This is a genomic window from Dactylosporangium sp. NPDC050588 (assembly GCF_040654975.1).
Classification (GTDB): domain Bacteria; phylum Actinomycetota; class Actinomycetes; order Mycobacteriales; family Micromonosporaceae; genus Dactylosporangium; species Dactylosporangium maewongense.
This window is the reverse complement of record NZ_JBFAJA010000043.1, coordinates 76,361-88,410: the sequence shown is the minus strand read 5'-3', so window position 1 is coordinate 88,410 and position 12,050 is coordinate 76,361. Positions and strand designations below refer to the sequence as shown.

General features: G+C 71.6%; 9 protein-coding genes. 6 read left to right on the top strand and 3 right to left on the bottom strand.

Translation table 11 applies throughout. The annotated features are described in order from the left end of the window. Nucleotides 1-96: 96 nt before the first annotated feature. The gene (locus AB0I21_RS28400; RefSeq protein WP_360565654.1) at nt 97-522 is read left to right on the top strand and encodes a hypothetical protein; all 426 of its coding nucleotides are present in this window, start codon (nt 97-99) and stop codon (nt 520-522) included. A gap of 243 nt (nt 523-765) precedes the next feature. Here AB0I21_RS28400 and AB0I21_RS28395 read toward each other — a convergent pair whose 3' ends face one another. Further along, nucleotides 766-2,460 (bottom strand): condensation domain-containing protein, encoded by a 1,695-nt coding sequence (locus AB0I21_RS28395; protein WP_360565652.1) that lies wholly within the window; start codon nt 2,458-2,460, stop codon nt 766-768. 230 nt (nt 2,461-2,690) lie between these two features. Here AB0I21_RS28395 and AB0I21_RS28390 point away from each other — a divergent pair, with 230 nt between their 5' ends. Further along, complete coding sequence (locus tag AB0I21_RS28390) at nt 2,691-4,040, top strand: endo-1,4-beta-xylanase (RefSeq protein WP_360565650.1); 1,350 nt, start codon at nt 2,691-2,693, stop codon at nt 4,038-4,040. A 12-nt stretch (nt 4,041-4,052) separates the two neighbouring features. After that, entirely contained in the window at nt 4,053-5,360 is a 1,308-nt protein-coding gene (locus tag AB0I21_RS28385; protein WP_360565648.1) for a PHB depolymerase family esterase, read from the top strand. 56 nt (nt 5,361-5,416) lie between these two features. Here the strand turns inward: AB0I21_RS28385 and AB0I21_RS28380 are convergent, their stop codons facing one another. Then, entirely contained in the window at nt 5,417-7,663 is a 2,247-nt protein-coding gene (locus tag AB0I21_RS28380) for a glycoside hydrolase family 3 N-terminal domain-containing protein (protein ID WP_360565646.1), read from the bottom strand. Nucleotides 7,664-7,824: 161 nt separating this feature from the next. Beyond that, nucleotides 7,825-8,829, bottom strand: a complete 1,005-nt coding sequence (locus tag AB0I21_RS28375) for a LacI family DNA-binding transcriptional regulator (protein ID WP_360565644.1) — start codon at nt 8,827-8,829, stop codon at nt 7,825-7,827. 119 nt (nt 8,830-8,948) lie between these two features. On the opposite strand from AB0I21_RS28375, the gene AB0I21_RS28370 reads away from it, so the two are divergent. From AB0I21_RS28370 to AB0I21_RS28360, 3 genes are all read left to right on the top strand, one after another. Further along, a complete protein-coding gene (locus AB0I21_RS28370; RefSeq protein ID WP_360565642.1) occupies nt 8,949-10,265 on the top strand; it encodes an extracellular solute-binding protein in 1,317 nt (438 codons plus the stop codon). 91 nt (nt 10,266-10,356) lie between these two features. Beyond that, nucleotides 10,357-11,199, top strand: coding sequence for a sugar ABC transporter permease (locus tag AB0I21_RS28365; RefSeq protein WP_360565640.1), 843 nt, complete (start codon nt 10,357-10,359; stop codon nt 11,197-11,199). Continuing rightward, complete coding sequence (locus AB0I21_RS28360; protein ID WP_360565638.1) at nt 11,199-12,026, top strand: carbohydrate ABC transporter permease; 828 nt, start codon at nt 11,199-11,201, stop codon at nt 12,024-12,026. Before AB0I21_RS28365 ends, AB0I21_RS28360 begins: the two co-directional genes overlap by 1 nt. Nucleotides 12,027-12,050 lie beyond the last annotated feature (24 nt).

Sequence of the window (12,050 nt, the reverse complement as noted above, 5' to 3'; positions counted from 1 at the left end):
TCTCTCGGTGGTCTCTTGGTGGTGGTGACGCGCGACGCACGGCGGGTGTCGGCGGCGCGACGGTCCGGCGGCCCGCCGGCGCCTACCGTGACGCCCATGACGCTGACGCGCAGGCTCACGGCCACCGCCTGCCTCACCCTCACCCTCACGGCGTGCGGCTTCTCCACCGACCCGTTCGACTACGGCGACGGCAAGCGCATCAGGCTCGCCGTCGAGCAGCTCTTCGGCGAGCTGGAGCGCGCCGACTACACCGCCGCGGCGTCCCACTGGTGCGCCGCCGCCGGCGCGGCCCCGCCCACCGCCGACGAGCTCCGCGCCGACTTCACCGACCTCGCCCGCCCGTGGAAGACGAAGCTCGTCTCCTCCCAGCACACCGACGACGGCACCGGCTTCGCCAACCTGACCCTCACCGACGGCGGCGGCGCCGGCCACCCGTACAACGTCGACTTCCACCTGACCGGCGACACCGCCGAGGTCTGCGACGTCGACACCGGCACCATCCAGATCGACGTCGACGTCTGATTCACAATGGCCGGCATGACGATCGCGGACGACCCGGGTGTGCCGTTCCACCGGCTGGCCCGTAACCAGGCGCACCCGGGTCGGCGGGGGACGGGTCCGGTTGAAGGGCGGCAGGGCGTGGTCCAAGCGGCGTCGTGGGGTGGCGCGGCGGTTCCGGTTGCGCTTGCTCCGCTTGATAAGCACCTTACAGGAGCTCACCTAATTGATCGCTAGAGGCGTACGCCGTCAAGTGCTGTCCGTAGTTTAGCCTGTTGCGGCCTGAGTCAAGGCCCGCGTCGGAGTGGGGGAGAAGGGGCGGCCGGGGCCTGAGGAGAGGCGCGGGGCGGACTGCCAGGCGGGCAGGGTGGTGGGGTCGGACGGGGGATGGGCGCACATGACGTAGTGGCGGGGGGTCATTGCGGCGTGGCGGCCGGGGAGTGCTGCCAGGCATCGGCGGTGGGCGTCCTCCGGGGTGGTGGGGCCGCCGGGGACGACCGCGACATACGCCACCAGCGACTCGCCGTCCGCCGAGGCGAAGACGCGGGACGGGGCGGGGGACAGGGCGGTGTCGAGGAGGGCCTGGATCTCCGCGAGGTCGACCCAGCAGTGGTCGACGAGGAGCCAGCCAGGCGGGCGGTCGAGTGGCTGGAGGGCCAGGGCGGCCACGACGGCGGGGTTCGGCAGGTCGGCGGGGGCGGCGGCGACGATGAGGCGTTCGAGCGCGAGCAGGAGCGCGCGGGCCTCGGCGGGGGTGACGCGGCCGGTGTCGCCGGTCCAGAGGCGGGCGACCATGCTGTCCTCGACGCTGCCGAGGTCGATGCGCAGCAGGACGTCGGTGGGTGGCAGGTCGACCCACTGGGTCTCGGTGGCGGGGGCCGAGGCGATGTCGGGCAGGGCTCCGGCAGCGGGCGCGGCGTCCATGACGACGCTGTTGAAGACGGGCTCGAAGGCGGGGGCGATGCCCCGTTCGGCGGCCAGGCGGGCGGAGCGCTCGTGCTGGCGGTACACGTCGTAGGCGCCGTGCAGGCCGGCCTGGAGGGTGGCGCCGAAGCAGCGGCTGACCAGGGTGTCGAAGGTCGGGGCGGCCGCGTCGATGCTGAGGAACGTGGCCTGGGCGAGGGTGCCGACGTAGCGGAGCAGGTCGGACTCGAAGCGGTTCGCCGAGAGCGTGACGAAGCGGCAGGTGGTGTCGCCGGTGCGCAGGGACAGCAGCGCGCAGAACGCGGCGAGCACGATCGACGGGCGGCTGGCGCCGGTGCGGGCGGCGATGTGCGCGAGGGCGGCGGCAGCGGTGGGGGAGGAGATGCCCCACGCGCCGGAGCCGGTCGACGGTGTGCTCCGGGGTCCGGTGTACGGGTGGGCCGGCGCGACCCGCAGCGCCCGCTCCCAGTGCCGCAGCGCCTGCTCCATGCGCCGCGCACGGGCGGGCCGCTGCTCCAGCGCGGCCCGGTCGAGCGGCTGCGAAAGGGGCGCGCCGAGGACCCGGGCGGCGGGGTCGCGGATCAGCGAGTCGAACTCGGCCGCGAGGATCGCGAGCGCCTGGAAGTCGGCGACGATGTGCGACACGACGACGGCTGCCGCCACCACCGATCCATTCTGGACGGTCACCCCGAAGCGGACCGGCGGCGCCGCCGCGAGGTCGAACGGCGCGGCTCGGAGCAGGCCGACGAGATCGGCCGCATCCGAGAGGAGGAGCGGCAGCGACCCCGCGGCGAGGACGCGCTGCGAGCCCGGGTCGCCCAGGAGGTAGGTGCTGCGCAGCCCCTCGTGCCGGCACAGCAGCACCTCGAAGCACGCGGCGACGTCATCCACAGTGGAGCCCGGCGGGACGTCGAAGGACTGCGCGAGGACCGCGGCCGGCGCGTGCGGCGCGTCGAGGAGCCACTTCGCGATGTTGCGCTGCCCGACGGTCAGCAGACCGGCCGCGTCGCGGTGCCCCTCGAACCGTAACCGCACCATTCCCGACGTCCTTTCCGCGATACGACTCCGTAAAGGGAATCAGGAACTTCGGCGCTGATCAATGAAAGTTTCAGTCCGAGTTTTTCGAAACTCGGCAGGTCGGAGCGCGTACGCAGGGCATGCCCGGTCATTACGGGAATTCCGCTCCGAAGGCGGCTGACGGCCAGCGGGATTCGGTGATGCTGATCGGGTCACCGCCAGACAATGTTTCGAAACGAAGGGCTTCTCGAATGGACCTGAAACGCAAGCTGGGCGTCGCCGGGGCGGGCGCCGTGGCCGTCGTCGTGACGCTGGGCATCGCGGCGACCGCCGACGCCGCCGCGTCCACGCTCGGTGCCGCCGCCGCCGAGCAGGGCCGCTACTTCGGTACTGCCGTCGCCGCCTACAAGCTCAGCGACTCCGTGTACTCCGGCATCCTGGATCGCGAGTTCAACATGGTGACGCCGGAGAACGAGATGAAGTGGGACGCGACCGAGCCGTCCCAGGGCTCGTTCTCCTACGGCTCCGCGGACCAGATCGTGTCGCACGCCCAGGCGCACAACCAGCGGGTGCGCGGGCACGCGCTGGCGTGGCACCAGCAGCAGCCGGGCTGGGCGCAGAACCTGTCGGGCACCGCGCTGCGCAACGCGATGGTCAACCACGTCACGCAGGTCGCCACCCACTACAAGGGCAAGATCTACGCGTGGGACGTGGTGAACGAGGCGTTCGCCGACGGGGGTGGCGGCGGGCGGCGCGACTCGAACCTGCAGCGCACCGGCAACGACTGGATCGAGGTCGCGTTCCGCACCGCGCGGGCCGCCGACCCGGGCGCGAAGCTCTGCTACAACGACTACAACACCGACGGGCAGAACGCGAAGTCCAACGCCGTCTACGCGATGGTGCAGGACTTCAAGTCCCGCGGCGTGCCGATCGACTGCGTCGGCTTCCAGTCGCACTTCAACAGCGCGAGCCCGGTGCCGTCGGACTACCAGGCGAACCTGCAGCGCTTCGCGGCGCTCGGCGTCGACGTGCAGATCACCGAGCTGGACATCGAGGGGTCCGGCAGCACCCAGGCCGAGAACTTCCGCAAGGTCACGCAGGCGTGCCTCAACGTGAGCCGGTGCACGGGCATCACCGTGTGGGGCATCCGGGACAGCGACTCGTGGCGGGCGTCGGGCACGCCGCTGCTCTTCGACGGCAACGGCAACAAGAAGGCCGCCTACACCGCGACGCTCGCCGCGCTCGGCGGCGGCAACCCGACGAGCACGCCGCCCAGCACGCCGCCGGTGAGCAGCAGCAGCAGCCAGCCGCCGATCCCGTCGGGCGGCTGCACGGCGACGGTGTCGGTCAACCAGTGGCAGGGCGGGTTCGTCGCGACCGTCCGGGTCACCGCCGGCGCGAACGGCACCAACGCCTGGGCCGTCACGATGGCGCTGCCGAGCGGGGCCACCGTCACGAACTCCTGGAGCACCACCAGGTCCGGCAACACGTGGAGCAACGTGTCCTACAACGGCAGCCTTGCCGCCGGGCAGTACACGGAGTTCGGGCTGCAGGCCACCGGCACCGCGGGCACGCTCAGCCCGACCTGCGCCGCGAGCTGAGGAGGCCCGGCAATGCGTCTGATCAGAGCGGCCGCGGCCGCTGTGGTCCTCGCCGTCGCCGGCATCGCGTGGTTCGCGGTGCCGGCGTCGGCCGCCACCCTCACCGAGGTGACGAACTTCGGCACCAACCCCACGAACCTGCGGATGCACCTGTACGTGCCGAACACCGTCGCCGCCCGCCCGGCGGTGCTGGTGGCGGTGCACTACTGCACGGGGTCGGGTCCGGCGTTCTACTCCGGCACCGAGTTCGCCTCGCTGGCCGACCGGTACGGGTTCATCGTCGTGTACCCGTCGGCGACCCGCAGCGGCAACTGCTTCGACGTGTCGTCGCCGCAGGCGCTGCGGCGGGGCGGCGGCAGCGACCCGGTCGGCATCATGTCGATGGTCACGTACGTGCTGCAGCACAACAACGGCGACCCGGACCGGGTGTTCGTGACGGGCGCGTCGTCCGGCGCGATGATGACCAACGTGCTGCTCGGCGACTACCCCGACGTGTTCAAGGCGGGCGCCGCGTTCGCGGGTGTGCCGTTCGGGTGCTTCGCCACCACGGACGGCTCGTCGTGGAACAGCACCTGTTCCAGCGGCCAGCTGAACAAGACCGCGCAGCAGTGGGGTGATCTGGTCCGGGCCGCCTACCCCGGGTACACCGGGCCGCGGCCGCGGATGCAGGTCTTCCACGGCACCAACGACACGACGCTCGCCTACCCGAACTTCGGGGAGGAGATCGAGCAGTGGACCAACGTGCTCGGGGTGAGCCCGACGCCGGTGCTCACCGACCAGCCGCAGTCCGGCTGGACCCGCACCCGCTACGGCAACGCCGGCACCATGGCCCCGGTCGAGGCGATCAGCCTCGCCGGCGTCGGGCACAACGTGCCGCTCGCCGGCCAGGCGGCGATGGTCATCGCGTTCTTCGGGCTCAACGGCACCAACCCGCCGCCGTCGAGCACCCCGCCGTCGAGCCCGTCGTCGTCGCCGTCGGGTCAGCCGTCGAACCCGCCGGCCGGAGGCTGCCGCGTCTCGTACACCGTGAACTCCTGGAACACGGGGCTCACCGCGGCCGTCACCGTCACCAACGCGGGCAGCACCGCCGTCAACGGTTGGACCCTCGGGTTCACCCTGCCGGCGGGCCAGGCTGTCACGTCGGCCTGGAACGCGACCGTCACACCGGCCTCCGGCGCGGTGACGGCGCGGAACGTCACCTACAACGCGGCGATCCCGCCGGGCGGGTCGGCGTCGTTCGGCTTCCAGGCCAACCACACCGGCAACACCGGCAAGCCGTCCGCGTTCACGTTGAACGGCACCGCCTGCGCGTCCGTTTAGCCGGATGAAGAAGGGCGGGACCCGCGAGCCGGGTCCCGCCCTTCGACGTGCGGGCGTCAGGCGATCGTGACGGACGGCTGCAGGTGGCGGTCGGTGCCGACGGTCCGGCGCGGGCCGACGACGGGGATGCGCACGGCGGCGTGGACGTCCTCGCTGGAGCGGGCGACCCGCAGCTCCACGTCGCCCGGCTCGACCAGGCGCCGGCCGTCGCGGCCCGTGTAGGACAGCAGGTCCGCGTGCAGGCCGAAGACGACCGTGCGGCGCTCGCCGGGGGCCAGGTCGACCCGGGCCGTCGCGATCAGCTGCCGCTCCGGGCGGGCGACCTCGGCGACCGGGTCGTGCAGGTACACCTGGACGACGGTGCTCGTGTCGCGGTCGCCGTCGTTGCCCACCGGCACCGACAACTCGACGGTGCCGTCGGTCGGCCAGCCCCCGGCCGGCGCCGAGGTGACCTCGCCCCAGGAGGCCGCCGTGTACGACAGGCCGTGGCCGAACGGGAACAGCGCCGTCGGGTCGACGCTGCTGACGCCGCTGCGCCGGGCGAGCGGCGCGGCGAGGTACGTCGACGGCTGGCTGCCGCCGGCGCCCGGGAAGCTGACCGGCAGCCGCCCCGACGGGTCGATCCGTCCACTGAGGACACCGGCGATCGCGGCGGCGCCCTCCTCGCCGGGGAAGAACCCGCACACCGCGGCGGCGAGCCGGTCGACCTGCCGGGACAGCTCGTAGGGCCGGCCGACCAGCAGCACGAGCACGACCGGGGTGCCGGTGGCGAGGAGCGCCTCGAGCAGCTCCTCCTGCCGGCCGGGCAGCCGCAGGTCGCTCGCGTCGCAGCCCTCGCCGGAGGTGCCGCCGCCGAACAACCCGGACAGGTCGCCGAGGACCGCGACGCAGACGTCGGCGGCCGCGGCGGCCGTGGCCGCGGCGGCGATCTGCTCGTCGTCGCCGCCGGTCACCGGGCAGCCGATCGCGTAGGTGACGTCGTGGTCCGCGCGCAGCGCGTCGAGGACCGACGGGATGACCACCCCGGCGGGGACGTCGGGGTGGTGGGCGAGGACGTGGCGGGGGAACGAGTAGCAGCCGAGCATCGCGCCTGAGGAGGCGGCGCCGGGCCCGACGACGGCGAGCCGGGTGCCGGGGCGCAGCGGCAGCGCCGGCGTGCCGCCGACGGGTTCGTTGCGCAGCAGGACGATCGAGCGCTCGGCGAGGCGCCTGGCCAGGTCCCGGTCCTCGGGGCCGTCGATGTCCACCGTGGAGTCGGCCAGGGCCGGCGGCGACGGGTCCCACGAGGGGTCGAGCAGGCCGAGCGCGCACTTCTGCAGCAGGATGCGGGTGACGGCGCGGTCGATGAGGGCCTCGTCGACGTCGCCGGCCTCGACGGCGTCCAGCAGCGGCGCGCCGAAGCAGTTGGCGCCGGGCAGCTCGACGTCGATCCCGGCGCGCAGCGCGAGCGCGGCGGCGTCGGCGCGGGACCCGGCGACGCCGTGCAGCGTCTGCAGGAACGCGACGGAGAAGTAGTCGGACACGACGGTGCCGTCGAAGCGGAGCCGGCCGCGGAGCAGGTCGGTGAGCAGGGCCTCGTCGGCGGCGACGGGGACGCCGTCGACGTCGGTGTAGCTGTTCATGACCGAGCGGGCGCCGGCGCGCAGCGCCATCTCGAACGGTGGCAGCAGCACGTCGGCGAGCTCCCGCGGCCCGACGGACACCGGCGCGAGGTTGCGCCCGGCGCGGGACGCGGAGTAGCCGGCGAAGTGCTTGAGGGTCGCGACGACCCCGGCGGACTCCAGGCCGCGCACGTACGCGGCGCCGATCAGCCCGACGAGGTGCGGGTCCTCGCCGATGGTCTCCTCGACCCGGCCCCAGCGCAGGTCGCGCACGACGTCCAGGACGGGGGCGAGGCCCTGCTGGATGCCGAGGCGGTGCATGGTGCGGCCGATCCGGGCGGCCATCGCCTCGACGAGCGCGGGGTCGAAGCTCGCGCCCCACGACAGCGGCGCCGGGTAGATGGTCGCCTGCCAGGCGGCGAGGCCGGTCAGGCACTCCTCGTGCACGATCGCGGGGATGCCGAAGCGGCCGGCCGCGACGATCTCGCGCTGCAGGTGCGCGACCCGCTGGGCGCCGTCCGCGGGCGCGATCGGGGTCGTGCCGTAGGCGCGGGTGATCTGGCCCAGCCCGTGCGGGATGAGGTCGGCCCACTCGATCGGGTCGGGGGTCTGCTCGTGCTGGTGCGGGGCGACCTCCCCGGCGGTGTCGTCGACGTCGAGCCAGGCGCCGTACATCTGCGCCACCTTCTCGCGCAAGGTCATCCGGGTCATCAGGTCGGCCACGCGTGCGGACGCGGGCGCCGTGGTGTCCCGCCAGGTTCCGCCTGTGGTTGGCGACGAGACGCCGCTGTCGAGTGTCACGCTCGTGACTCCAATGTCGTTCGGGGCAGGGTGACGCGCGGCGTTGCGCGACGCTGAAAGTTTCAGAGGGCGCGGGTCGACTGCCGCACGACGAGGCGGGTCGGGAGCCTGAGGTGGGTCGCGTCGACCTCCTCGCCGTGGATGAGCTTGATCAGCAGCTCGATCGCGTGGTGGCCCATGGCGTGGATCGGCTGGTCGACGGTGGTGAGGGCCGGGCTGGCCAGGGCGGCCTCGGGGACGTTGTCGAAGCCGACCACCGACAGGTCGCCGGGGACCCGTAGCCCCATCGACGCGGCGACCTCGACCGCGGCGATCGCGGAGACGTCGTTGGCGCCGAAGATGGCGGTGGGCCGGTCGGGGCGGCCGAGCAGCAGCCGGGCCGCCGCCGCGGACGAGTCCGGGTCGTAGTCGCCGACCTCGATCAGGTCCGGGTCGACGGGCACGCCGGCGTCGCGCATCGCGTCGCGGAAGCCCTGCTCGCGCAGCCTGGACGACTCCAGGTCGGGGCGGCCGGTGATCATCGCGATGCGGCGGTGGCCGTGCCCGAGCAGGTGCTCGGCGGCGAGCCGGCCGCCGTTGAGGTTGTCGGAGTCGACGGTCGGCAGCCCGGTCGGGCCCGCGTGCGGGTCGACGGCCACGACCGCGGTGCCGTAGTCGACGTCGACCACGGTCGGGGTGACCAGGACCGCGCCGTCGATGAGGGTGCCGGACAGCCGGGACAGGTAGCGCTGCTCCCAGCCCGCCTGGTCGCCGGTGCGCCCGCCGGCGGAGTAGACGACCAGCTCGTAGCCGGTGCCCTTGATCGCCTTCGCGGCGCCCTTGAGCAGCTCGGTGCTGAACGGCTCCAGGTCGGCGACGAGGATGCCGATCACGTTGGTCTTGTGGTTGCGCAGGCTCTGCGCCACGAGGCTCGCCTCGTAGCCCAGCTCGCGGATGACGGATTGGACGTGTGCGCTGGTCGCGGCCGACACCCCGTAGCGGGCGTTGAGGACCTTGGACACCGTCGCCACCGAGACGCCGGCCGTGGCGGCGACGTCCCGGATCGTGATTCGAGAACTGGGCTTCACGACGGCAGCGTAACTTCCGATAACGATATCAACAACGATTGACAAGTCTGGTTTTCAAGGCGGAGACTCTGCGGTCATCGAGGGCCGAGCCCTTCGGCTCGGCTCGCCCCCGTCAGGAGATGATCACTTTGAACGTCCGCCTGAGCACCCCACGGAGGCTGGCCACGATCGCCGTCGCGTTCGCGATGGCCGTGCCCTCCCTGACCGCATGCGGCGACGATGAACCCGGATCGAGCAGTGACCCGAATGCCGCCACGACCTTGACCTGGTGGCACAACGGTGCCCAGGACCCCGGCAAGGGCGTGTGGCAGTCGATCGCGGACCAGTACCACGCAGATCACCCGAACGTGTCGTTCAAGGTCGAACCGGCACAGAACGAGGCATTGAAGACCAAGATCTCGGTGGCGTTGCAGTCGCCGAACCCGCCGAGCATCTTCCAGCAGTGGGGTGGCGGCGCGCTGGCCACCCAGGTGCAGTCCGGCAAGATCATGGACATCACCGACGCGACGTCGAGCTGGATCAAGGAGCTCGGCGCCGGCGCGACCGGCTGGGCGGTCGAGGGCAAGCAGTACGGCGTGCCGTTCGGCCTGCACGTCGTCGGCTTCTGGTACCGCACGGACCTGTTCCAGCAGGCCGGCATCACCGCGCCGCCGACCACGATGGAAGAGCTCAACGCCGCCGTCGTCAAGCTGAAGGCGAAGGGCATCGCCCCGATCGCCCTCGGCGGCAAGGACAAGTGGCCCGACGCGTTCTGGTGGTCCTACTTCGCGATCCGGGAGTGCTCCCTGGACACGGTGAAGAACACCGTGAAGAACCTGAAGATGGACGACCCGTGCTGGGTCAAGGCCGGCGAGGACCTCAAGGCGTTCCTGGACACCAAGCCCTTCCAGGACGCGTTCCTCGGCACCCCCGCCCAGCAGGGCGCCGGCAGCTCGGCCGGCCTGGTCGCCAACGGCAAGGCCGCGATGGAGCTGCAGGGCGACTGGGAGCTGCCCACGATGATCCCGCTGACCGAGGACAAGGAGTACGCCAAGAAGCTCGGCTGGTTCGCCTTCCCGACGGTCTCCGGCGGCAAGGGCACCCCGGGCACCGCGCTCGGCGGCGGTGACGGCTACTCGTGCGCCGTCAAGGCCGGCCCCGCGTGCGCCGACTTCCTCAAGTACCTCGCCAGCGTGCCCGTCCAGACGAAGCTGGTGCAGAGCAACACGATCAGTCTCCCGGCGAACCCGGGGGCGATCTCGGCCATCCAGGACCCCACGCTCAAGACCGTGCAGGAGTACCTGAACAAGGCCCCGTACATCCAGACGTACTTCGACCAGGCACTGCCCACCAGCGTCGGGCAGGCCCTCAACGACGCCGTCGCCGACTTCTTCGCCGGCAAGGGCTCCCCGCAGGGCATCGTCGACGCCTTCAACAAGGCGGTCGCGAACAAGTGACCGTCTCCGCAGTCACGACACCGCAACGGAAGGCCGGCCGGGGCGTCTCGGGACCCGCCTCGAGCTTGCGCTGCTGCTGACCCCGGCGCTGGTGCTGTTCGTCGGGTTCGTGCTGCTGCCGATTGCGGTCGCCGTCTACTACAGCTTCTACAAATGGACCGGCTTCAGCCCGCGCACCCCATACGGACTGGAGAACTACAAGCGGGTCCTGGAGGACGAGGTCTTCCGGACCGCCCTCTGGCACAACCTGATCATCGCCGGGTTGTCGGTGGTCATCCAACTGCCCCTGTCGATCGGGCTGGCGCTGCTGCTCAACCGCAAGATCCGCGGACGGACGGTGCTGCGGCTGGTGGTCTTCGCGCCGTACGTGCTGTCCGAGGCCATCACCGCGGTCGTGTGGCTGCTCATGCTGCAGCCCGGCGGCTTCGTCGACCAGCTGCTGAAATCCGCGGGGCTGGGCGGCCTGGTCCAGGAATGGCTCGCCAACGGCGACCTGGTGCTCTACACGCTCTTCGTGGTCATCACCTGGAAGTACATCGGCTTCGGCGTCATCCTGCTGCTCGCCGGGCTGCAGAGCATCCCCGCCGAGCTACGCGAGGCCGCCTCGACCGACGGCGCGTCCGCGTGGGAGACCACCCGCCACATCGTGCTGCCGCTGCTCGGCCCCACCATCCGGATCTGGATCTTCCTGTCCGTCATCGGGTCGCTGCAGCTGTTCGACCTGGTCTGGATCATGACGCTGGGCGGCCCCGCAAGCGCCTCGGCGACCATGGCCACCTACCTGCTCGACCACGGCTTCACCCGCTACGAGTTCGGGTTCGGCAGCGCCGTCGCCGTCGTGCTCTTCGTGGTGTGCTTCATCTTCGCGCTGCTGTACCAGCGCTTCGCACTGCGCCGCGACATCCAGGGCGCACTGACGCGGGGGGTGCGGTGATGAACAAGCGGTCGTCCGTGGGGACACCCCTCACCTACCTGATCGTGGTGCTGGTCGTCGGTGTGACCGTCGTGCCGCTGCTGTTCACCATCATCGGCGGCTTCCGCACCAACGCGCAGATCAACAACAACCCGTCCGGCTGGCCCGACCCCTGGAACTTCAGCAACTACGGCGAGGTGCTGACCTCCGACGTGTTCTGGCAGGCCATGTACAACAGCGCGCTGATCTCCGTGATCACCACGCTGCTCGCGGTGGCCGTCGGGGCGATGGCGGCGTTCGCGCTGTCCCGCTACACGTTCGCCGGCCGCGAGTCGCTCTACACGCTCTTCACGCTGGGTCTGCTGTTCCCGCTCACGGCGGCGGCGCTGCCGCTGTACCTGCTGCTGCGGGAGCTGGACCTGCTGGAGAACCCGCTCGGGGTGGCGCTGCCGCAGGCCGCGTTCGCGCTGCCGATCACCATCGTCATCCTGCGCCCGTTCATGGCCGCGATCCCCGGCGAGCTGGAGGACGCGGCGGCGATGGACGGTGCGGGGCGGCTCGGCTTCTTCTGGCGGATCCTGATCCCGCTGAGCCGGCCCGCGCTGACGACGGTGGCGATCCTCGCGTTCGTCACCAGCTGGAACGCCTACCTGCTGCCGCTGCTGGTGCTCAGCGACCCGGGCAACTTCACGCTGCCCCTCGGCGTCGCCGCGTTCCAGTCGCAGTACTCCCAGGACACCGCCCGCATCCTCGCCTACACCGCGGCGTCGATGATCCCCGCGATCGGCTTCTTCGTGTTCGCCGAACGGCACATCGTCGGCGGCCTCACGGGCTCGGTCAAGGGCTAGAGCCACCGCGCCTTCGCCGGGAAC

Bases quoted from the DNA above. Each gene is read 5' to 3' on its own strand.
- AB0I21_RS28395 (WP_360565652.1), bottom strand. From the start codon at position 2,460: ATGGTGCGGTTACGGTTCGAGGGGCACCGCGACGCGGCCGGTCTGCTG.
- AB0I21_RS28360 (WP_360565638.1), top strand. From the start codon at position 11,199: ATGAACAAGCGGTCGTCCGTGGGGACACCCCTCACCTACCTGATCGTG.
- AB0I21_RS28400 (WP_360565654.1), top strand. From the start codon at position 97: ATGACGCTGACGCGCAGGCTCACGGCCACCGCCTGCCTCACCCTCACC.
- AB0I21_RS28385 (WP_360565648.1), top strand. From the start codon at position 4,053: ATGCGTCTGATCAGAGCGGCCGCGGCCGCTGTGGTCCTCGCCGTCGCC.
- AB0I21_RS28370 (WP_360565642.1), top strand. From the start codon at position 8,949: ATGATCACTTTGAACGTCCGCCTGAGCACCCCACGGAGGCTGGCCACG.
- AB0I21_RS28380 (WP_360565646.1), bottom strand. From the start codon at position 7,663: ATGACCTTGCGCGAGAAGGTGGCGCAGATGTACGGCGCCTGGCTCGAC.
- AB0I21_RS28390 (WP_360565650.1), top strand. From the start codon at position 2,691: ATGGACCTGAAACGCAAGCTGGGCGTCGCCGGGGCGGGCGCCGTGGCC.